This window comes from Pseudomonas sp. NMS19W, assembly GCF_051554255.1.
Lineage (GTDB): Bacteria > Pseudomonadota > Gammaproteobacteria > Pseudomonadales > Pseudomonadaceae > Aquipseudomonas > Aquipseudomonas kribbensis.
Genome location: NZ_CP136718.1, coordinates 4501537 through 4523110, shown reverse-complemented (window position 1 = coordinate 4523110; position 21574 = coordinate 4501537). Strand labels below are relative to the sequence as shown.

The window sequence follows — 21574 nt, the reverse complement described above, 5'->3', positions numbered from 1 at the left end:
CCGGCAGTCTCACATGTGCGTCATCTGATAGCGCAGATTCGACCGGGAATATCTGCGTTGATTGTGCGTCGTTTCGCTGATGACGTGGTAAGTCACGGTGACTGCCGGGTCAAAGGGCACATTGTCGGAAGTCGGCACGCTTTCCTGAGTGAGGCCGACGTCAGTCTTGGCATTTTCCACATCGAAATTGTTTTGCCTCAGTACGCTACTCAAGCCGGGAGTCGCGGTGGTTACGAACGTCGAGCGCAAGTCGCCGATGGCGCTACTGATCGCCCGGCTCACGGCGGCCTGGGTGTTTGCATCCAGCGTGCTGTATCCCGGTATTTGCGTGGCAGCAAAGTTGGCAATCTGTCCCAGCGATGAAAAGAAATGCCGGCTGCTGTAGCCGACCACGGCTTTCTTGGGATCGAAAGTTGCCGGCGTGCCTTTGGACGGCTTGGCGGGCGTGCCCCGCAGCCCCCTCACGGCAGATGCGCCCCCTGCACCGAGCCCGGTCGACGTCGATGCGCCAATAATCGATTGCAGGGCTTTGCCCACCGGCTGTGCCCCGAACAACGCCGAGCTACCGTACCCCACCGCACCGCCAATGGCCCCCACCGCTCCCATACTGGCTGCGCCTGTGACGAAATCGGCACGGCCTACGGACGGATTACTCGGTCCGGTATTGGCTAAAAGCTGGGCGGACAATTCGCGAAAGACTGTGCCGAACGTGCTGCCGATCTGTGCGACGGCTGCGGTGTTGCCTTTTGGATCGAGCATGCCGAGCAAGGACGGTGCCGCCCCCAGCGCGGCTCCCATTACGGCGCCGCTGAGTTGCGCCAACAGCGGGCCCCAGCTGTCGGGATCATCCATGCGCAGTGCGGATCTGGCCCAGTTGGCGCTCGCGTAGCCACTGATGCCACCGGTAATAAAGCCCGCCGTGGCGCCGACTGCCGTGACGGCCACACTCATGGGTGACAGGAACCCGGCGACGGCATATTGCACGGCAGCGGCAATCAAGGCGCTGGGAAAGTCCCGCGCTGCCGTTGCACCTACTGCCGCGACAGTGTCGAGCCCTGCCAGTCCCTGAAGGTCGACGAACCGGACCGGGTTGCCGCGCACCATCGCATACAGGTTCAAACCATCGACAACGCCCGCCGGATCGGCGCTTATCCAGCACATCCACCAGGGCGCGTAATATCGTTGGCCGAAGTAATAAAGGCCCGTTGCATCTCGCTCCTGACCCGCATAGCGCCGGGTCTTGTAGCTGGCTTGCACCTTGTCTGGACCGGCCCACCAGCAAGTGCCGCCATGGGGGTAATAATGTTCCTGACTGATGATGTTGGCGTGCTGGTCGAGCATCAGCAGGCTTGAGCCCAGATGGTTGCTCAGACTGTAGTGAATCAGATCGGCACCGGGGCCGCCGCGAGTCCAGTGCAACACCTCGACAGCGCAGCGTCCGGCCTGCACGCGTTTGATGGACATGGACTCACCGGGCGATTCTCGTCGGGTCAGATCCGGCAGGTAGCGCGTCTCGTGGGTTTGAATCGAGGCGCCACTGTGTACCAGGCGAACCTTGCGTTTACGCTGTCCGCCAACGTCGTAGATGTAGCGTTCACTGTCATTCGGACCATTCTCGCGCAACACCTGATCGACCTGGCGTAGACGGTTGCTCGCGGTCCAGGTCAGATCCTGACCGGGCTGCAGCAGGCGTTTATTGCCGTTGGAATCAAACCCGGCAACGATTTCAGTCTCGCTCGGCAGGCTGCCGTCGGGCTTTTGTGCCAGTCCTCGATTGCTGTAGCGGGAAATCGCCATGCGTTGCGTCCAGCTATGGCTTGCAGCCACATGCACCAGCTTCGTGAGATTACCGCCCGGATCGTAGCTGTAGCTTTGGCGGTAGTTTTCCAGTTGCCCGGGATCCGCTGGCGATCCGAAGTCGGGTTCCTGCGGCCCGTTCTGGGTATTGATCCGTTGCCAGCCGGTGGCTGCAATCAGTTGATACAGGCTGTTGTAGGTATAAGTGCTGGTCGGTTCGATTTTCTGATTTCGAAAAAAGCGCGTGGGCTGTGCCAGGTCGTTGATGCCGAGAATATTGCCCATGCGATCATAGCTGTACGTCAGGTGTTGCAGCGGCGGCTGGCCGGCAAGCCCGGCAATGATTTCCATCAGATAACCGCTCTGTGGGTGGTATCGGCTTTCGCTGATCACGCCATTGCCAGCAAGTTGCCGCTGAATCTGGCCGCCAGCGCTGTATTCGATATCCCGCAGCAATACGCTTTCGTCCGTCTGACCTGCGAGTTCCAACCGGATTCGGGCGAGTTGGCCCGCAACATCCAGATCGGAAAACTGCACATTGCCTCCTGCGTCTTCCAGACTGATTCTTTCTCCCAGCGCGTTGTAGCGGGTGCGTGTGGTGGCACCACTACCCGATTCATTGAGCAGGTCCCGGTCCTCCTCGGCAGCCGGCCAGTCCGAGTCGTCGAGTTGCTCGAGAAAATGCCGGGTCTGGGCGGTGTCTGCGCCCGTGAGCGCGAAACTCGGGAAATGCAGGGTGCCTGCGTCGTCGTCCAGGCGTATCAGTTGTCCGCACTGATTGTGTAACGCCAATGACGGGTCGCTATCGCCATAGGTGTAAAACGCCCGGTTGCGCGCAGACATTCCATCAGCGATTTCAATGATCCTGGTCGGACGCATCAACAGGTCATACTCGGTTTGAATCTGCGTCCCTTGACCGTCCCGGCTTGACAGGCCTTGACCGGCCACGCCGGGGAGCATCCAGCGGCGGCCGGAATCGACGCTGTCGCTGTGCAGGGTTACGCCTGTCAGGCTGAACACCGTAGTCAGATTGGGGCGGGCATCCGGATCGGTTCCGATCAGGGCGTGCAGTCGCGGATCACAGCTGACGGTCGCCTGTCCGGCGGCGTTATAGGTCTGGCGATGGATACGCGACGCTGCTGTCGCACCGGGCGCCTCACGGCAGTAGGACACAGAAGCAATGTCCAGTCCTCGCGGATCCAGTACTGAGACAGTTGGCGTGTTCTTGTGCATGGGAACAGCTTCCCTGAGGCGTTTCGTATTGCTGCACTTAGTGCCGAGTCGAGGAATCGCGTCAACTGTCAGAACTTACAGGTACAGCCTGTTTTCCGACGGGCTGCAGGGTATCGATGAAACGACGTTGTCATTATTCCTGGCAGTAACGGTCATTGCTGTCGGGCGTCGTCTTGCGGACAATCAACGCCACGTTTACCGCCCATGGATTTGCCCGTATGTCGCAACCGATCTTTTTCGCCCACGCCAACGGTTTCCCTTCCGGCACCTATGGCAAGCTGTTCTCGGCGCTGGCGCCCGAGTTCCGGGTGACGCATCTGGAGCAGCATGCCCACGATCCGCGTTTTCCGGCGGGTGACAACTGGTACCACCTGGTGGACGAGTTGATTCATCACCTGCAACAGCAGGACGAGCCGGTGTGGGGCGTTGGCCATTCCTTCGGCGGGATGTTGCATTTGCACGCCGCACTGCGCTGCCCGGAGTTGTATCGCGGGGTGGTGATGCTCGATTCGCCGGTGCTGACCCGCACCGATCGCTGGGTGATCCGTGCCGCCAAGCGCTTTGGTTTCATCGACAAACTGACACCGGCCGGTCGCACCTTGGGACGACGCGAAGAATTCGCCGACCTCGACAGTGCCCGCAGCTACTTTGCCGGCAAGACCCTGTTCCGCGGGTTCGATCCAGAATGCTTCGACGCCTACCTGCAACACGGATTGCACCAGGTTGGCGACAAGCTGCGCCTGCGTTTCGATCCGGCCACCGAGATTAGTATTTATCGCGGTGTGCCGCACACCAGTCCGGGGCGTACCCGGCAGCTTCAGGTTCCGCTGGCGGTGGTGCGCGGGCACAAGAGTCGCGTGGTGATGAATCATCACGCCCGGCACGTTGGACGCCTGCCTCGGGGCGAGTCGCTGACCGTGCCCGGCGGTCACATGTTTCCCCTTGAGCGGCCGCAGGACACTGCACAACTGCTGAAGAACCTGTTCAGTCGCTGGGAAAACCGCCAGCACAAGGATTGCGCATGAGCCCGTCGGTCGAAGAAGTGCGCCTGAGCCTGCCGCATATCGAGCTGGCGGCACACATTTTCGGCCCGGAAGACGGCTTGCCGGTGATCGCCCTGCATGGCTGGCTGGATAATGCCAACAGCTTCGCTCGCCTGGCGCCGAAGCTCAAAGGTTTGCGCATTGTCGCGCTGGACATGGCCGGTCATGGTCATTCGGGGCATCGCCCGGTCGGCGCGGGTTACGCCTTGTGGGATTACGCCCATGACGTGCTGCAGGTCGCCGAACAACTGGGCTGGAAGCGCTTCGGCCTGCTCGGGCATTCACTGGGGGCGATTGTTTCGCTGGTGCTGGCGGGGTCGTTGCCGGAGCGCATCACCCATCTGGCATTGATCGACGGGGTGATTCCTCCCACAGATAAAGGCGAAAACGCCGCCGAACGCATGGGCATGGCGCTGCAGGCACAGCTTGATTTGCGGGAAAAGCGCAAACCGGTCTACGCCACCCTCGACCGGGCCATCGAAGTGCGCATGAAAGGCCTGGTGGCGGTCAGTCGTGAAGCCGCCGAATTGCTGGCGCAGCGGGGGCTGATGCCGGTGCCCGGCGGTTACACCTGGCGCACCGACAACCGCCTGACCCTGCCATCGCCGCTGCGTCTGACCCAGGAACAGGCGATGGCCTTCATCCAGCGCATTGCCTGTCCGACGCAATTGGTGGTGGCGGCCGACGGCATGCTGGCCAAACACCCCGAGCTGCTGGAGCGTCTACCCTTTAGCCGGGAACAGCTGCCAGGCGGGCACCATCTGCACCTGAACGACGAGTCGGGTGCGGTCCTTGTCGCAGACTGTTTCAATCGGTTCTTCGCCATTCCTTGACTTGCCCCGGGCAACTGTCGAGGCTGGGCGGGTTGAAATGGGAGACAACCACAATGGATTTCTACACCGCTGCGAACCCGAATAGCCAGAAAGGCGCCCCGGCCATGCCGATCCGATGAGCCTGTCCATGCGATCTTTCAGTCTGCTGGCGCTGTGCTGTTTCAGTCCCGTGTTGCTCGCTGCCGACCTGCCGGGCAGTCAGGATCTGCCGATCGTGCCGCGTCTGGCCGATGCGCAGATCGTCGACTATCGCCCGGCCGCGACGCTGGAGCGGATCTACCCGATGGGCTCGATCCGCAAGATCAGCGGCCAGTTGCGTTTCGACGGCCAGGTCGGCGCCCGTGGGCAGACCACCTCGGTCACCTACGAGCTGCCGCCGGAACATTCCGCCAATGAAGCCTTTACCGTCGCCCGCGAGGCCCTGCAAAAACAGGACGCCGAGCTGTTGTTCTGGTGTCAGGCCAGGGATTGCGGCGAAAGCAGCCTGTGGGCCAACGAAGTGTTCGGCAATGCCAAGCTGTACGGTGCCGACGAGCAGCAGGCCTATCTGCTGCTGAGGCTGGCGGCACCTCGCGACAACACGCTGATGGCGCTCTACAGCATCACTCGCGGCAATCGCAAAGCCTATCTGCATGTCGAGCAGTTCGAGGCCACCACGCCGTTGGGGGAGCTGTTGCCGACGTCCGCGACCCTGTTGCGCCAGTTGAAAGACACCGGCGAGCTGAAATTGCCGAAACTGGCTGGCGATCCGGATGACACCTGGCTGCGTCTGCTGTCCCGTGGCCTGAACCTCGACACGACGTTGCGGGTGACGGTTTCCGGGCCCAAGGCCGAAGCCTGGCGTCAGGCACTGATCACGCAGGGCGTGCGCGCCGCTCGCATGGAGACCGGCAATGTCGAAGGTGCCGGCCTGCGCATCGATCTGTTGCGATAAGGTGTCTCTGGCGGACACGCCCGGCGTGTTCGCCTACTCTTTGCCTGACTGACTTTTTCGAGATTTCACATGCCCAATAATGATCGTCTGCTGGTGCAGATCCTGTTGCTGGTGTTGTTCGGCGCCAGTTTCTGGGTGATGGCGCCGTTCTGGTCGGCGCTGTTCTGGGGCGCGGTGCTGGCATTTGCCAGTTGGCCGTTGATGCGTCTGTTGACGCGCTGGCTCGGCGGACGCGAATCACTGGCGGCAAGTATCCTGACCCTGGGCTGGATGCTGCTGGTGGCGGCACCGCTGGTTTGGCTTGGGTTCAACCTGGCCGATCACGTGCGCGATGCCACGGTGTTCATCAAGGATGTGCAGGTTGACGGTCTGCCGGAAGCGCCGGCCTGGCTCGGCACGATTCCGCTGGTGGGGGAGCGGCTGGTCGGTTTCTGGAACAGTGTCGATCAACAGGGCGCGGCGTTGATGGTGTCGCTCAAGCCTTATCTGGGACAGGTGGGCAACTGGCTGCTGGCGCGCAGTGCGCAGATTGGCGGCGGAATTCTCGAGCTGACCCTGAGTATTGTCTTCGTATTCTTTTTCTACCGAGACGGGCCACGGCTGGCGGCGTTCGTGCACAGCCTGCTGGAGCGGTTGATCGGTGATCGTGCCGGGTATTACATCGATCTGGTGGCCGGTACGGTGCAGCGGGTGGTCAACGGGGTGATCGGTACGGCGGCAGCGCAGGCGATCCTCGCGTTGATCGGGTTCCTGATTGCCGGGGTGCCGGGTGCTTTGGTGCTGGGGATCGTGACGTTCCTGCTCAGTCTGATTCCGATGGGGCCGCCGCTGGTGTGGATTCCGGCCACGGCGTGGCTGGCCTGGAAGGGTGAGTACGGGATGGCGGTGTTTCTCGGGATCTGGGGGACGTTCATCATCAGTGGCGTGGACAACGTGCTCAAGCCGTATCTGATCAGCCGTGGCGGGAATCTGCCGCTGGTGATTGTGTTGCTCGGGGTGTTTGGCGGGTTGATTGCGTTCGGGTTTATCGGGTTGTTTATCGGGCCTACGCTTTTGGCGGTGGCTTATAGTTTGTTGACGGATTGGAGCAAGAGTCAGGGGCGGGTTGAGGATCGGCGTTGACGGTGGGCCTTGGCGGCCTTTGGGCCGGCCAGGCTTTGGGTTGTTTTGGGTGAATATCCGTTTCTTCGGGTGTTGCGGCTGGCGGTTTCGCCCTTACGGCGAGTCCCTTTTTCAGACGCCAAAAAGGAACCAAAAGGCTTGGCCCCAACGTTCGGCGCCTCGCTGTGGCTCGGCGTCCCTTCGCTCCGGGATTCATCCGGGGGCATCGCCTACGGTTTGCTTCGCTGCACCTCCTCTCGATGTGTTTGGCTTCGCCAAACGGCGCTTCGCGCCCACCCCCGGATAAATCCCTCCACTCAGCCTCTCAACGGGGCCGGTACGTCAAAAGCGGTACTTGAGCTAACGCTCATCGTGTTGAGTGGTGGGAAGCCAAAGCCAAAGCCAAGGCCAAGGCCAAGGCCAAGGCAGAAGCAGAGGTAGAGGTGGAGGTGGAGGTGGCCGGTGCGGGATGTGTGCTTTCAAAGACCCGAGTTCACCTCGGTATGTCACGTCGGCGTACCTCCCCCCAAACCACTCGGTCAGTTCCCTCTCCCTTTGGGCGGTCCGACGTTTCGGGAGGGCTAGGGTGAGGGGCTGTCTAACTGGCACACCCCGGATCAATGGTAATCCACTAACCGGGCAAGCTCCATTCACTCCCGGTTTCCAGGCCGGAAGTGATTCCCTCACCCCGTTACCTCAAGTCGCCACATTCAAATACTTGCCCACCGACGCCGCACTATCGAGCGAATACTGCTTGCTCAAATTGGCAATCATCCGGTTCAACGCTTCGGTAGTGGTTTGATTGGCACTGGCTGTCTGTTCATCGTCCGGGCGTTCGCGACCTGCGTGAAGTGCGGCCTTCAATTCGTCACTGCTCACGCCACCACTGCTGTCGCTATCCAGCACCTTGAGCAGCGCCGCACTGCTATCGCTGCTGGTGGACGATGTGCTGTCACTGGCCTGCAAAGCACTGCTCAACTCGGTCGCCGTCACATTGCCGTCGCCGTCCGTATCGAGCTGGCTGAACAGTTGGTCACTGGAAACCCGGGGTGGTGGCGGTGGCGGGGTGAGGCTGGCGGTGAGTTCGTCCTGGCTGACGACCCCGTCCTTGTTCTTGTCCAGGGCGGAGAAGATTTTGCTGCTGTCGGCGGTGCTGCCGGCGCTGGTCAGGCCGCTGCTCAGTTCGTCGCCGCTGATGGCTCCGTCGCCGTCGGTGTCGAGGGCTTTGATCAGGGCGTCGGCGAGGTCGGTGTCGGGGGCCTGGTTGTGGTCGGGTGGTGGCGGTGGGGCCATGGCGGCCATTTCTTCGGCGCTGAGGCTGCCGTTGCTGTCGCTGTCCAGGTCGCCGAATTGTTTGCTCAGGTTGACCAGCAAACCATCGTTGGATTTTTGCGACAGGGCGCTGTTGAGTTCGTCCTGATCCACCGCGCCGTCGCCGTTGCTGTCGAGTTTGGCGAACAGTTCCTTTTGCAGTTGCTGGCTGCGGGCGTTTTGTGTGGAAGTGCTGCTGGTGCTGGTATAGCTCGTGTAGTTGCTGACGCTACCGATCATGGGCTCACTCCTTGTAATGGAAAACCGGTTGATGAACCGGCGCTTGCAGACTCAAGGCGTGAGGTGTCGCAGGTATATGGGTTTTGTACCGGACGGTACACAGTCGGGCTTACAGTCGTGGCAGGCGAATCACGGCAGTAAGGCCGCCGCCAGGCGTTTCTTCGAGGTTTAGTTGTCCGCCCTGGCGTTGCGCGGCTTCCCGGGCGATGGTCATGCCCAGACCGACGCCGCCGGAGTTGCGGTTGCGCGAGCCTTCCAGGCGGAAAAACGGCTCGAACACGGCTTCGCGTTTGTCCGCTGCGATGCCCGGGCCGTGGTCGATGACGCGGATCAGCAGGTGTTCGCGCTGATCCTGCAGCTCGATGTGCGCCTGCCCGGCGTAGCGCAAGGCGTTGTCCATCAGGTTGTTGATGCACGAGCGCAGGGCCATTGGCTGAACCGCCAGGGGCGCGCAATGGCCGCTGACCTGGACGTCGGCGCCCTGATCCTGGGCGTTCTCGCACAGGGATTCGACCAGCGCCTGCACGTCCATCATCTGCAGCGCTTCGCTGGTACGTTGTTCGTGCAGGTAGGTGAGGGTGGCGTCGAGCATGCCGATCATGTCGTTCAGGTCCTGACGCATCTGGCCCTGGAGTTTGTCGTCGTCGATCTTTTCCAGGCGCAGTTTCAGCCGCGACAGTGGCGTGCGCAGGTCATGGGACACGGCGCCGAGCATGCGCGCGCGCTGCTGAACCTGTTCGCGAATCCGCTGCTGCATCAGGTTGAAGGTATGGGCCGCCTGCCGGGCCTCGCGCGGACCGGACTCTTCCAGCGGCGGGCTGTCGAGGTTTTCGCTGAGGCGTTCGGCGGCGTCGCTCAGGCGCTGGATCGGCCGGCTCAGGAGTTTGGCGCCGTACCAGGCAGCGATCATCAGCGAGATGAACTGAAAGGTCAGTGGCACCAGCGGCCCGCCGAACCAGGGGCGCGGCGGTCGATGGGCGAAGCGCGGATCCGGTGGCGGACGTTGTCCTTCGACGCCCTGGGAAAATTCCGGTGGCGGAGGGGGCGGAGGCGGGCCGTAATGGTGGAACCAGGCGAAAGCCAGCAGGTGCGCCAGGACGATCGCCACGAACAGCACGCCAAACAGGCGGCCGAACAGCGTGTCGAAGCGCCCCCGCATCAGCCGATGTCCCGTGCGTCGAACAGGTAACCCTCACCGCGTACGGTCTTGATCAGCTGGGGGGCTTTCGGGTCGTCGCCGAGTTTTTGCCGCAAACGCGAGACCAGCAGGTCGATGCTGCGGTCGAAGGCTTCAATCGAGCGGCCACGGGCGGCGTCCAGCAACTGTTCGCGGCTGAGCACCCGGCGCGGACGTTCGATGAACACCCAGAGCAGGCGGAATTCGGCGTTGGACAGCGGCACGACCAGACCATCGTCGGCGATCAACTGACGCAGGACGCTGTTCAGGCGCCAGTTGTCGAAGCGAATGTTCGCACGTTGTTCGGTGCGGTCGTCGCGCACCCGACGCAGAATTGTCTGGATCCGAGCCACCAGCTCCCGGGGTTCGAACGGTTTGGCCATGTAATCATCGGCACCCAGTTCCAGGCCGATGATGCGGTCGGTGGGTTCGCAACGGGCGGTGAGCATCAGGATCGGGATGTCCGATTCGGCACGCAGCCAACGGCACAGCGACAGGCCGTCTTCGCCGGGCAGCATCAGGTCGAGCACCACCACGTCGAAATGCTCGGTCTGCATCGCCTGGCGCATGGCCGCGCCGTCAGTGACGCCGCTGGCGTGAATGTTGAAACGGGCCAGGTAGTCGATCATCAGTTCGCGGATCGGCACGTCATCGTCGACGATCAGGGCGCGGATGCTCCAGCGCTTGTCGTCTTTCTGCTCTTCATTCACGGAGACTTGGGAGTTGTGCATGAGGCTGTTCATCTGCCAGTAAGCCGCCAACCACAAAGATAGGCTGCGAGGTTGTGGTTTCAGCATAGGCGTCCGGCCGTGAGGCGGGAAGGGCTGCTGTAAGGACTTGTTGCGGCTGGCGAGGCTAGCGCGGGCGCATGTTGTCGGCGTGTCGGTTGTGTATCGGCTTCGACACAATACCTTGCAAGGCTATGCTGATCACGTCCGGCGCGACGATTTACCGATCATCGGGTGCCGCGCCGCCGCCGGTTCCGCTACAATGCGCGCCGATTTCGACTTGCCTGAGAGCCCATCCATGTCCGCCTGCCAGACTCCTATCATCGTCGCCCTGGATTTCCCTACCCGTGACGCCGCACTGAAGCTGGCCGACCAGTTGGACCCGAAACTGTGCCGGGTCAAAGTGGGCAAGGAACTGTTCACCAGCTGTGCCTCGGAAATCGTCGGCACCCTGCGCGACAAGGGTTTTGAAGTGTTCCTCGACCTGAAATTCCACGACATTCCCAACACCACGGCGATGGCGGTCAAGGCCGCTGCCGAGATGGGCGTGTGGATGGTCAACGTTCACTGCTCCGGTGGCCTGCGCATGATGGCGGCCTGCCGTGAAGAGCTGGACAAGCGTAGCGGTCCGCAACCGTTGTTGATTGGCGTGACCGTGCTGACCAGCATGGAGCGTGAGGATCTGGCGGGTATCGGTCTGGACATCGAGCCGCAGGAGCAGGTGCTGCGTCTGGCAGCGCTGGCCGAAAAGGCCGGGATGGACGGTCTGGTGTGCTCGGCGCTGGAAGCCACGGCGCTGAAAACCGCGCACCCGTCGCTGCAGTTGGTGACGCCGGGCATTCGTCCGGCCGGCAGCGCCCAGGACGACCAGCGTCGCATCCTGACCCCGCGTCAGGCGCTGGATGCCGGTTCCGATTATCTGGTGATCGGCCGTCCGATCAGCCAGGCGGCGGATCCGGCCAAGGCCCTGGCTGCGGTGGTTGCCGAACTGGCCTGACCGAACTGCTGAAGATGCAAAGAAGGGAGCCTGATGGCTCCCTTCGTTGTTTTCAGACCTTCAACACCAGTTTGCCGAAGTTTTCACCGCTGAACAGTTTGCCCAGAGTCTCCGGGAACGTTTCCAGGCCTTCGACGATGTCTTCCTTGCTCTTGAGCTGACCCTTGGCCATCCACCCGGCCATTTCCTGGGCGGCACTGGCGTACTGCGCGGCGTAATCCATCACTACGAAGCCTTCCATCCGCGCGCGGTTGACCAGCAGTGACAGGTAATTGGCCGGGCCTTTGACCGCTTCTTTGTTGTTGTACTGGCTGATGGCGCCGCAGATCACCACGCGGGCCTTGAAGTTCAGACGGCTGAGCACCGCGTCGAGGATGTCGCCACCGACGTTGTCGAAGTAAACGTCCACGCCTTTCGGGCATTCGCGTTTAAGGCCGGCCAGCACGTCTTCACTCTTGTAGTCGATGGCGCCGTCGAAGCCCAGTTCATCGATCAGGAACTTGCACTTGTCCGCGCCGCCGGCGATGCCAACAACCCGGCAGCCTTTGATCCTGGCGATCTGCCCGGCGATGCTGCCGACCGCGCCCGCTGCACCGGACAACACCACGGTATCGCCGGCCTTCGGAGCACCGACATCGAGCAGCGCGAAATAGGCGGTCATGCCGGTCATGCCCAATGCGGACAGATAAACCGGCAGCGGTGCCAGTTTCGGATCGACCTTGTAGAAACCTCTTGGCTCACCGAGGAAATAATCCTGCACGCCCAAAGCACCGTTGACGTAGTCGCCGACGGCAAACCCCGGATTGTTTGACGCGACGACTTTGCCTACGCCCAACGCGCGCATGACTTCGCCCAGACCCACCGGCGGGATGTAGGACTTGCCCTCATTCATCCAGCCGCGCATGGCCGGATCGAGAGACAGGTATTCGTTCTTGACCAGAATCTGCCCCGCCGCCGGCTCGCCGACCGGTACTTCCTGATAGGTGAAGGTTTCGCGGGTGGCGGCGCCCACCGGGCGTTTGGCGAGCAGGAACTGACGATTGGTCTGGTTGGTCATGACAGGCACTCAACGGAATGAAGCCTTGTTGATAGACCGTCCTCGGCGATGCCGCAAGGTTGGCTGACGAGGCGAATGCAGGCCGATCAAACAGGGTGATAGTGGCCCGCACGGGTTCATCACTGCGATTCATGGGCGGTCAAACGGCCGTCTGATAGTGCTGCCGTCGGGGAGGCGGCTGTGGCTATGCTGCCTTCATCAATCCCCCGCATTCGAGGACATAACAATGAGCATGACGTTTTCCGGTCAGGTCGCCGTCGTCACAGGCGCCGCCAACGGTATCGGTCGCGCGACCGCCCAGGCATTCGCCGCCGAAGGTCTGAAAGTGGTGGTCGCCGATCTGGATGCCGCCGGGGGCGAAGGTACTGTGGCGCTGATTCGTACAGCGGGCGGCGAAGCGACCTTCGTGCGCTGCAACGTGACCGTCGAAAGCGAAGTAAAAAATCTGATGGACGAGGTGATCAAGACCTACGGCCGTCTCGACTATGCCTTCAACAATGCCGGCATCGAAATCGAGAAAGGCAAACTGGCTGAAGGATCGATGGATGAGTTCGACGCGATCATGGGTGTCAACGTCAAGGGCGTCTGGCTGTGCATGAAGTACCAGTTGCCGTTGCTGCTGGCCCAGGGCGGCGGGGCGATCGTCAACACCGCGTCGGTGGCCGGGCTGGGTGCAGCGCCGAAGATGAGCATCTACGCCGCCTCCAAGCATGCGGTGATCGGTCTGACCAAGTCGGCCGCCATCGAGTACGCCAAGAAGAAAATCCGCGTCAACGCGGTTTGCCCGGCGGTGATCGATACCGACATGTTCCGTCGCGCCTACGAGGCCGACCCGAAGAAAGGCGAGTTCGCCAACGCCATGCACCCGGTCGGCCGCATCGGCAAGGTCGAGGAAATTGCCAGCGCCGTGCTGTACCTGTGCAGCGATGGCGCAGCGTTTACCACCGGCCATTCATTGGCCGTGGACGGTGGCGTTACCGCATTCTGAGAGGGCGTCGACCGACACAATAAAAGACCCGCCCGCCCGCGGGTTTTTTTGCCCGTTTATAGTTCCGTACCGTTGATAAACATTGTGTTTCAAATGGTTAGAGCAGTGGCTTTTGACGGTGTTCTCGCACAGCCTGACCGACGCGGCTGTGATTTACTGCCGCGAGTAGAACGGACAGGAGTTTGGCCACTCATGGAATTGAGAATTGACCGACAGGCAATGGTGCCGGTCGTGCAGCAGATTGTTGATGGTTTGATCGAGTGGATCGTACAGGAAAGGTGCCACCGACGACGCGCCTGCCTTCTGTAAGGCATATCGCCCGGTCGAATCTGCTCAGCCAGTCGAGCGTTGTGGAAGCTTGCGAACGACTGGTGACACAAGGCGTTCTGGCCTCGCGTCAGGGCGGAGGGTTCATGGTTGCGGCTACGTTGCCGTCGAGCTGCAAAGCATTCGACAGCCTTGCTCGCGCGAGCGGGCGACACGACTGTGATCCGCAGTCAGAATGGCGCGCCGGCCTGAAACTGGGTGACGGCAGCCTGCCGCAGAGCTGGCGAGAACCGGACGACCTCAGTTATGCGATTCGCCAGGTGGCCCGCGCCGACATGGTCAGTCTGTTCAACTACAACACGCCCCTGGGACTCCCCGCGTTGCGCGAACAAATCGTCAAACGCCTCGGATTGCTGGAAATCAAGGCTGATGACGATCGCGTGCTGACCACGGCCGGTGCCAGCCACGGGCTGGATCTGATCGTGCGAACCCTGTTTCGGGCCGGCGATTGTGTGGTGGTCGAAACACCGGGTTACGCACCGCTGTTTGATCTCCTGCGGCTGCACGGTGTGCGCATGCTGGAGGTCAACCGCACCCCGGTGGACCGGACATCGAAGCGCTCGAGATTCTGCTGCGGCAATTCCGGCCGGCGGCGATGTTCATCAATAGTCACCACCATAATCCCACCGGAAGTTGTCTGACGCCGACAGTCGCACGACGCATTCTGCAATTGAGCAAAACCTACGACCTGCGGTTGATCGAAGATGACGTCTTTGCCGATCTGCACAACGGCAGCGGCACGCGATTGGCTGCGCTGGACGATGAAGGGCGGGTGATCTATGTCGGCAGTTTTTCCAAGACACTCAGTAGCTCTTTACGGGTAGGCTTCGTGTTGGCCGGTGTCGAGGTGATCGAGCAACTGGCACGGGTCAAGACGATCAGTTGCATGGGCACCTCGAGGTTCAGCGAGGCAGTACTGGCGACGCTGCTGGCCAGTGGTGCCTATCGCAAGCTGGTGCAGCGCCAGCGTCAGCGGCTCAATACCGATCGTGCCGCAGCCCTTCAAGTGCTGGAGGATGCCGACTGGGAAGTGTTTGGCAAGCCGACGGGTGGCCTGTTCATCTGGGCCCGTTCACCATTGGCGAACGAGGAGCGCTTGCGCAGACAGGCCTTGCGTTGTGGCGTGCGATTGTCCTGTGGGACGTCATTCAGTCCCAGCGGTAAAGCCAGTGACTGGCAGCGGATCAATGTGGCCTACGCCTGCGATCCGAGGGCACGCCAGTTCTTTAGCAGTTCAGCCGTGGATCGACCTCAATTGTTCTGAAAACGACGCGTGCGTAGCTTTTTGCCATTATTCCGACGCCAGAGTCTTGTGCTGGTTCATGGCCATTGCGACTCTTCGGCAACAGACTTTGGCAGGGGGCTATGCGCAATGATTTCGGCCGTGCAAGGACGTTTTGCCAACCTCGGTATGGCGAAAAAACTGGGTATCGGATTTGTGCTGGTGTTGCTGTTGACCGCACTGGTGGCGGCTATCGGCGTCTGGTCCCTGCAAACCATCAGTCAGCGCTTCGACGGGCTCAAGCAGATGTCTTCGCTCAACAGCGGCCTGCTCGATGTACGCCTGTTGGAGCGGGACTATGCCCTGCACGGCAACCCGAAAACCGTCGATGCGCTGCATGAAGGTGTGGACGGCCTGATTGCGCAGACCAATACGCTCAAGGCGCAAGCATCGGCCAATGTTCCGGTGATGAACGATGTCGAACAGTCACTGATTGCTTACCGCAAGGCCTTCGATGAGTTCGTTTCGCTGACTCAGGCCAAGGATCTGGCGCTGGAAATGGCCAGTTGGTCGGTGTCCAGCGTCGCCAATAACCTTGACGTCCTCCAGGCCGGGCTCGCCGATGATGGCGCCTATACCTTGAAAGACAGCGAAGGCAAGGATGGGGCGCAGTTCATCGAGCAGGCCAGCCAGGTCAGCCAGGTTTCGCGGCTGATGCTGCAGGCCATGAACGAAGCACGGGTGCGCCTGGATCAGAGCCGCAAGGGCGACGACAGCGCCAAGGGCAACATCGAACAGGCGGCTCAGGCCCAGACGCAAGCCGAACAGCTGAAATCCGTGGTCAAGGATGAGGGGTACCTGACGGTGCTCAATGAGGTGTCAGGCCATATCGCCGGTTTCAATGACAAGCTTGCCGAGTACACCGGGCTGCTGGCGCAGGAAAAAAAGGTGTCCGAACAATTGCATCAGCGAGCGGCCGAGGTGGTGGAGCGGGTCGATCAAGCTTATGTCGCCCAGGATGTCGCGATGCAGGGTGAGTTGAAGAAGAACTCGGTGCTGATCATCGGCTCGTCGGCATTGGCATTGGTGGTCGGGCTGATTGCGGCTTGGGTGATCACCCGGTTGATCGTCGCGCCGTTGCGCAGCGTGATGCATGTCGCTCAGCGGATCGCCGCCGGTGACTTGAGTGCAACGGTGGAAGTGACTCGTCGAGACGAGATCGGCCAGCTGATGCAGTCCATGCAGCAGATGGGCGCGGGCCTCAGCAGCATTGTCAGCGGGTTGCAGGCGGGTATCGAACAGCTGGCCAGTTCCGCGCAATCGCTGTCGGCGGTGACCGAACAGACCAACCTGGAAGTCAGCAGCCAGAAAGAGGAAACCGAGCAGGTTGCCACGGCCATGAACCAGATGACCGCTACCGTTCACGACGTGGCGCGCAATGCCGAAGAAGCGGCGCTTGCGGCGCAGACTGCCGACGGCAAGGTCGAGAGCGGTCAGCAGGTGGTGCGCCAGAGCATGGCGCGGATCGAGCAACTGGCGGATTCGGCGACGTCCGCCAGTTCGAGCATCGAAAGCCTGAGCGCGGAAATCCAGAACATCGGCACGGTGCTCGAAGTGATCAAAAGCGTCGCCGAGCAGACCAATCTGTTGGCGCTCAACGCCGCTATCGAAGCGGCGCGGGCGGGCGAGCAGGGCAGGGGCTTTGCGGTGGTTGCCGATGAGGTGCGGGCGCTGGCTCGGCGTACGCAGCAGTCGACTGAAGAGATCGAACGGCTGGTCAGTGCTTTGCGCTCGGCGGCGCATTCGTCGGTGCAGCAGATTCAGAGCAGTGGTGAACTGGTGAAGCTGGCGGTGAGCGACGCGTTGCAGACTGAAAGTGCGCTGGGGAGTATTGCAGCGGCGGTTTCGTTGATTCAGCAGATGAACCAGCAGATTGCGGCGGCGGCCGAGGAGCAGAGTTCGGTGGCCGAGGAGATCAATCGCAGTGTGACCAGTATTCGGGCGAGTGCGGATCAGTCGTCGATTGCAATGCGCGGGAATGCGGCTTCGAGTGTTGAGCTGGCGCAGTTGGGGAGTGAGTTGCGGGGGATGGTGGGGCACTTCAGGCTTTGATTTGGGGTTGACCTTGGCGGCCTTTGGGCCGACCAGGTTTTGGGGTGGTTTGGGTGAATATCCGTTGCTTCGGGGGTTGCGGCTGGCGGTTTCGCCCTTACGGCGAGTCCCTTTGGCAAACGCCCCAAAGGAACCAAAGGTCTGGGCCCCGGCGTTCGGCACCTCGCTGAGGCTCGGTGTTCCTTCGTTCCGGGATTCATCCGGGGGCATCGCCTCCGGTTTGCTTCGCTGCACCTCCTCTCGATGTGTTTGGCTTCGCCAAACGGCGCTGCGCGCCTATCCCCGGATAAATCCCTCCACTCAGCCTTCCGATGGGGCCGGTACGTCAAAAGCGGTACTCGAGCTAACGCTCATTGTGTTGAGTGGTGGAAAGCCAAAGCCAAAGCCATAGCCAAAGCCAAAGCCAAAGCCAAAGCCAGAGCAGAAGAAACAGAAGAAGGTGCAGCAGCAGGAGTCGAGTTGCACGCGTTTTAAAACCCGAGTTCAACTCGGTATTTCACGTCGGCGTACCTCTCCCAAACAACTCGGTCAGTCCCCTCTCCCTTAGGGAGAGGGTTAGGGTGAGGGGGGCTTTTGATCTTCTGCTTTGAAGCCAATAAAAAAGCCACCTCTCGGTGGCTTCTCTCAACATCTGCACTCAGTCGTAAATCACTTTCTTCTTCCAGTCCGCATCCGCCTCGACATCCTTGAGGCCGGCAGTCAGCTGGTTTTCTTCGCCTTCGACCGGGGCGATCTTGTCCATGACCTGGGCGTTGGCGCGGGCCAGGAGTTTTTCCAGGTATTGGAGTTGTTCGGCGTAGATCTGCGGGTCCTGCTGTTTGCGCAGGTATTGCACGCCGCGTTCGAAGGCGAGGCGGGCCTGGCCTGGCTGGTTTTGTTGCAGGGCGTGCTGGCCGAGGTTGTTGAAGAACTCGATGTGGAGCAGCACCAGGATATGGCGCACTTCGCGGATCCAGTGCTTGGCTTCGTTCGGTGGCAGGAAACCGTCCTGGGCGGCGCGGGTGATCTGGCCGTGGAGGGCTTCAAGCAGGAAGCGCACGTCTTTGGCCTTGGCTTCGGTCTGGATCGGCGCCGGCGGGTTGTTGACCGGGATCGATTCGCCCTGGGCGACGAGGGCGCTCAGTTCGGTGATGCGGGCCTTGGTGGTGGCGCTGGTTTTTTCCAGGTTCAGCAGGCGCTGGCAGACGTTCAGTTCCAGGCGGGTCATCAACAGCTTGAGGGCCGGGGTCATGAACTGGCCGGGGAAGGTTTCGGTCAGTTCGCCACAACGGCGCAGGCGGTCGTTGAGTTCGACTTTGGTGCGGGCCTTCTCCAGTTTGGTGTTTTCCACCACATGGTTCATGTAGCCAATGGCGATCAAGATTGCGATCCCGGCTATGACTAGCAGGGTGATCATGAGTGGTGTCACCGGTAAGACCTCTTAATAGGGTTCGCGTGCGAGTGTAGTAGCTCGGCATATAGGAGCCTAGCGCCGCTCGACGGGTTGGATCAGCGAAGCTTCATCTGTATCGGCCGCAAGCCTGCTTATATAAATGCTGGCCCTTGGGGTACAGATTGCCATCACCTGTGCCGTGGACTATAACGCCTTGGCGAGTGGCGGAATATAGGCGTCAATCGTCGGGCGACGGAAAAGTCCGATTCGACCCGCAAAGCGGTTCGAAGTCATTGATTTAAATAAATTTATATCAGGGGGTTGACGACCTTCCAATCCATCCATAGAATGCGCGCCACTTGCAGCGTAAAGCACACAGCGAAACGCGGCAGGGAGTGAATGTTGTAGTGTGTCCCCTTCGTCTAGTGGCCTAGGACACCGCCCTTTCACGGCGGTAACAGGGGTTCGAGTCCCCTAGGGGACGCCAATGCGGGAATAGCTCAGTTGGTAGAGCACGACCTTGCCAAGGTCGGGGTCGCGAGTTCGAGTCTCGTTTCCCGCTCCAATTTTAAACGGCAGTGCCCTCGGGCGGTGCTGAGTGAAACCAGAACCAAGTCTTCGGATGCGGATCTGGACACCGAAACACACACCATGTGTTCCGGGTAGCGTGTCCCCTTCGTCTAGTGGCCTAGGACACCGCCCTTTCACGGCGGTAACAGGGGTTCGAGTCCCCTAGGGGACGCCATTTGCGGGAATAGCTCAGTTGGTAGAGCACGACCTTGCCAAGGTCGGGGTCGCGAGTTCGAGTCTCGTTTCCCGCTCCAAATTCAAGAAGCGCCGCTCCGCAATGAGCGGCGTTTTTATTAGTGAAAGTTGTAGCCTGTCCCCTTCGTCTAGTGGCCTAGGACACCGCCCTTTCACGGCGGTAACAGGGGTTCGAGTCCCCTAGGGGACGCCATTGCGGGAATAGCTCAGTTGGTAGAGCACGACCTTGCCAAGGTCGGGGTCGCGAGTTCGAGTCTCGTTTCCCGCTCCATATTCAACAAAAAACGCCGCTCAGTGATGAGCGGCGTTTTTGTTTGTGCGTTATTTGTAGCGCCATAAAAAAGGACCTCACGGTCCTTTTTTGTGGGCCCGTCACCTTGGCGGGCCGGTGTCGCGATCAAAGCTTCGGCAGTTGCCCGATGCGGCCCATCATTTCAGTAACGATCTGCAGATCCAGCAGGAACTGGTCAACCGTCTTGAACTCGCCATCGGTGTGGCCGGTGTATTTGACCTCAGGTCGAGCCAGGCCGAATTGCACACCGTTGGGCAGTTCATGCACCGAGGTGGCGCCGGCAGAGGTGCCGAACTCGTGTTTCATGCCCAGGTTTTCGGTGGACACGGCCAGCAGCGCCTTGACCCACTCACCCTCCGGATTGCGGTACATCGGCTCGGCGATCGAGTAATCGAAGTTGACCGCGACGTGGGTTTTCTTGCTCCAGGCCGCCAGTTTGTCGGCGATTTCGCTCTTGAGCACTTCCGGCGACTTGCCCTTTGGCACGCGCAGGTTGACCGCGAGTTTGAAGGTCTTGTCATCCATTCCGACATAGGTCAGAGAGGTGGTCAGCGGGCCCATGAAGTCATCGGCGAAACCGACCCCCAACTTGCCACCTTTGTAGTCCAGACCCCAGTTGTCGGCGGCATATCGGGCGGCATCGGTGATTTGGTTGTGTTTAAGCGCAATCTTGCCATCCACACTGTGAATGAAGTCCAGCATGCGCGCGACCGGGTTTACACCGGATTCCGGTTCGGACGAATGCGCGGAAACGCCGGTAACGCTGAGTTTCACGTCCTTGCCATCGACCTTGGCATTCACTTCGAAATCGCCGCCATGTTGTTTGGCGTACTCGTTACCGGCCTTTTGCAGGCTGGCGGCCAGCTCGGCAGGCTTGTCTGTCACCAGAGTGACGACCGAAACCGATGGAATCTGGTTGGTCGCCATGCCGCCGGTCATCGAGATCAGTTCCGCGCCTTTGCCCTCGGCCTTGCGCTTGGCGAACTTGGCCATGACTGTGCCGTAGCCTTTCTCGGCGATCACCACCGGGTAGCCGCCATCCAGCGCCAGGTTGTACTCCGGCGTCGGGTTGCGTTCGAAGTAGTAAGGAATCGCGTCGCCGGTGGTTTCTTCGGTGGTGTCCACCAGCAGTTTGAAATTGCGGGCCAGCGGCAGCTTTTTCTTCCTTGATCACCTTCATGGCATACAGCGTCACCACGATCCCGTTTTTGTCGTCCTCGGTGCCACGGCCGTACATGCGGTCGCCGATCAGCGTGACCTTGAACGGGTCGAGTTTGGTGCCGTCCTTCAGCACCCAGTTTTCCGGTGTCACCGGTACCACGTCGGCGTGCGCGTGAATGCCCACGACTTCGTTGCCGCTGCCGTCGAGAGAAATTTCGTAGACGCGGTTGTCGATGTTTCGGTATTTCAAACCAAAGGACTCGGCCAGGTCCTTGATCTTGGCGGCGATCTTGATGAATTCAGGATTCTCGTGCTGGGCAACACCTTCTTTGCGATCGGTCGGGATCTCAACCAGTTCGCGCAGGGTTTCAAGAGCGGCCTTGCCGTATTTCGCCCGGGTGTAGAGGCCCAGCAGGCGATAGATCTCGTTTTGCTGCTCGGCAGTCAGTGTCTTGTTGTCGAGAAACGCGCTGATGGAAGGGCGCAGGTCGTCGGCCTTGCTCAAGTCGCTCTTGGCCACTTCGCCGAGGAACTGGCGGAAATCACTGACCTTGGCATCGCTGAATGTCTTGAGGATGGTCGCGCTTTGCTGCGGTGTGATGTTGGCGTGGGCCGGCAGTGTCACAGACGAAAGGCTGGCCAGAATCAGGGTCGACGCGGCCAGTTGCTTGAGTGAAAAATCCATTGCTATGGGCATTCCTTTGCAGGCAGTGAGTAGGAAGTGTCTGATCGATGCGTCAGACGGTTTCGCAAACTAACACCACGCGCGAGTGATAGGGGAGCCCTTGAAGTGAGACACGTCGCAAAAATGACACAGAATCGAAAAAATAGGATCGAGGCCTCTAGGACAGGACTTACAACGAATCCCGAAAGTAAAAGAGGCT

The 21574-nt window shown here is 60.7% G+C and carries 13 protein-coding genes, 6 tRNA genes and 3 pseudogenes; 15 read left to right on the top strand and 7 right to left on the bottom strand.

The genetic code is table 11. From position 1 onward, the window contains the following. Nucleotides 1–9: 9 nt before the first annotated feature. On the bottom strand, nucleotides 10–3030 hold the full coding sequence (locus R1A29_RS20635) for an RHS repeat-associated core domain-containing protein (RefSeq protein WP_438299417.1): 3021 nt from the start codon (nucleotides 3028–3030) through the stop codon (nucleotides 10–12). A gap of 218 nt (nucleotides 3031–3248) precedes the next feature. Between R1A29_RS20635 and R1A29_RS20630 the strand changes: the two genes are divergently transcribed. From R1A29_RS20630 to R1A29_RS20615, 4 genes are all read left to right on the top strand, one after another. Then, nucleotides 3249–4055 carry an alpha/beta fold hydrolase gene (locus tag R1A29_RS20630; protein WP_438299416.1) on the top strand — a complete coding sequence of 269 codons (807 nt, stop codon included), beginning with the start codon at nucleotides 3249–3251 and terminating at the stop codon, nucleotides 4053–4055. Beyond that, the gene (locus R1A29_RS20625; RefSeq protein WP_438299415.1) at nucleotides 4052–4906 is read left to right on the top strand and encodes an alpha/beta hydrolase; all 855 of its coding nucleotides are present in this window, start codon (nucleotides 4052–4054) and stop codon (nucleotides 4904–4906) included. The genes R1A29_RS20630 and R1A29_RS20625 overlap by 4 nt, the downstream gene beginning before the upstream one ends. Before the next feature lie 127 nt (nucleotides 4907–5033). Beyond that, a complete protein-coding gene (locus R1A29_RS20620) occupies nucleotides 5034–5840 on the top strand; it encodes a DUF4892 domain-containing protein (RefSeq protein ID WP_438299414.1) in 807 nt (268 codons plus the stop codon). A 69-nt stretch (nucleotides 5841–5909) separates the two neighbouring features. Further along, on the top strand, nucleotides 5910–6962 hold the full coding sequence (locus tag R1A29_RS20615) for an AI-2E family transporter (RefSeq protein ID WP_438299413.1): 1053 nt from the start codon (nucleotides 5910–5912) through the stop codon (nucleotides 6960–6962). Between the two features lie 675 nt (nucleotides 6963–7637). Here the strand turns inward: R1A29_RS20615 and xopAW are convergent. The 3 genes from xopAW to R1A29_RS20600 all read right to left on the bottom strand — a co-directional run bounded on the left by xopAW (nucleotide 7638) and on the right by R1A29_RS20600 (nucleotide 10400). Further along, nucleotides 7638–8492, bottom strand: coding sequence for a XopAW family type III secretion system calcium-binding effector (gene xopAW / locus R1A29_RS20610; RefSeq protein ID WP_438299412.1), 855 nt, complete (start codon nucleotides 8490–8492; stop codon nucleotides 7638–7640). Between the two features lie 109 nt (nucleotides 8493–8601). Further along, nucleotides 8602–9651 (bottom strand): sensor histidine kinase, encoded by a 1050-nt coding sequence (locus R1A29_RS20605; protein WP_248740101.1) that lies wholly within the window; start codon nucleotides 9649–9651, stop codon nucleotides 8602–8604. Continuing rightward, complete coding sequence (locus R1A29_RS20600) at nucleotides 9651–10400, bottom strand: response regulator (RefSeq protein WP_438299411.1); 750 nt, start codon at nucleotides 10398–10400, stop codon at nucleotides 9651–9653. Before R1A29_RS20600 ends, R1A29_RS20605 begins: the two co-directional genes overlap by 1 nt. 295 nt (nucleotides 10401–10695) lie before the next feature. Between R1A29_RS20600 and pyrF the strand changes: the two genes are divergently transcribed. Further along, entirely contained in the window at nucleotides 10696–11394 is a 699-nt protein-coding gene (gene pyrF / locus R1A29_RS20595; protein ID WP_162803507.1) for an orotidine-5'-phosphate decarboxylase, read from the top strand. 52 nt (nucleotides 11395–11446) lie between these two features. Here pyrF and R1A29_RS20590 read toward each other — a convergent pair whose 3' ends face one another. Continuing rightward, nucleotides 11447–12451 (bottom strand): NADP-dependent oxidoreductase, encoded by a 1005-nt coding sequence (locus tag R1A29_RS20590; protein WP_438299410.1) that lies wholly within the window; start codon nucleotides 12449–12451, stop codon nucleotides 11447–11449. 226 nt (nucleotides 12452–12677) lie between these two features. Here R1A29_RS20590 and R1A29_RS20585 point away from each other — a divergent pair, with 226 nt between their 5' ends. The 4 genes and pseudogenes from R1A29_RS20585 to R1A29_RS20570 all read left to right on the top strand — a co-directional run bounded on the left by R1A29_RS20585 (nucleotide 12678) and on the right by R1A29_RS20570 (nucleotide 17100). Further along, a complete protein-coding gene (locus tag R1A29_RS20585) occupies nucleotides 12678–13439 on the top strand; it encodes an SDR family oxidoreductase (RefSeq protein WP_085710959.1) in 762 nt (253 codons plus the stop codon). 192 nt (nucleotides 13440–13631) lie between these two features. Next, nucleotides 13632–15030, top strand: a pseudogene (locus tag R1A29_RS20580) (PLP-dependent aminotransferase family protein). A 108-nt stretch (nucleotides 15031–15138) separates the two neighbouring features. After that, nucleotides 15139–16239 (top strand): annotated as a pseudogene (locus R1A29_RS20575) (HAMP domain-containing protein); the annotation flags it as partial. Continuing rightward, nucleotides 16219–17100 (top strand): methyl-accepting chemotaxis protein, encoded by an 882-nt coding sequence (locus R1A29_RS20570; protein ID WP_371856510.1) that lies wholly within the window; start codon nucleotides 16219–16221, stop codon nucleotides 17098–17100. The pseudogene R1A29_RS20575 and the gene R1A29_RS20570, both read left to right, overlap by 21 nt. Nucleotides 17101–17737: 637 nt before the next feature. On the opposite strand, the gene R1A29_RS20565 is transcribed toward R1A29_RS20570, so the two are convergent. Next, the gene (locus R1A29_RS20565; RefSeq protein WP_065261849.1) at nucleotides 17738–18496 is read right to left on the bottom strand and encodes a hypothetical protein; all 759 of its coding nucleotides are present in this window, start codon (nucleotides 18494–18496) and stop codon (nucleotides 17738–17740) included. 387 nt (nucleotides 18497–18883) lie between these two features. On the opposite strand from R1A29_RS20565, the gene R1A29_RS20560 reads away from it, so the two are divergent. The 6 genes from R1A29_RS20560 to R1A29_RS20535 all read left to right on the top strand — a co-directional run bounded on the left by R1A29_RS20560 (nucleotide 18884) and on the right by R1A29_RS20535 (nucleotide 19508). After that, a tRNA-Glu gene (locus tag R1A29_RS20560) sits at nucleotides 18884–18959 on the top strand. 2 nt (nucleotides 18960–18961) lie between these two features. Next, nucleotides 18962–19037 (top strand) — tRNA-Gly (locus R1A29_RS20555). 104 nt (nucleotides 19038–19141) lie between these two features. Further along, nucleotides 19142–19217: transfer RNA gene (locus R1A29_RS20550), tRNA-Glu, on the top strand. A gap of 3 nt (nucleotides 19218–19220) precedes the next feature. Beyond that, nucleotides 19221–19296 (top strand) — tRNA-Gly (locus R1A29_RS20545). 58 nt (nucleotides 19297–19354) lie between these two features. Next, nucleotides 19355–19430: transfer RNA gene (locus R1A29_RS20540), tRNA-Glu, on the top strand. 2 nt (nucleotides 19431–19432) lie between these two features. Continuing rightward, nucleotides 19433–19508: transfer RNA gene (locus R1A29_RS20535), tRNA-Gly, on the top strand. 126 nt (nucleotides 19509–19634) lie between these two features. On the opposite strand, the pseudogene R1A29_RS20530 reads toward R1A29_RS20535, so the two are convergent. Continuing rightward, nucleotides 19635–21375: pseudogene (locus R1A29_RS20530) on the bottom strand (dipeptidase). Nucleotides 21376–21574: the final 199 nt, after the last annotated feature.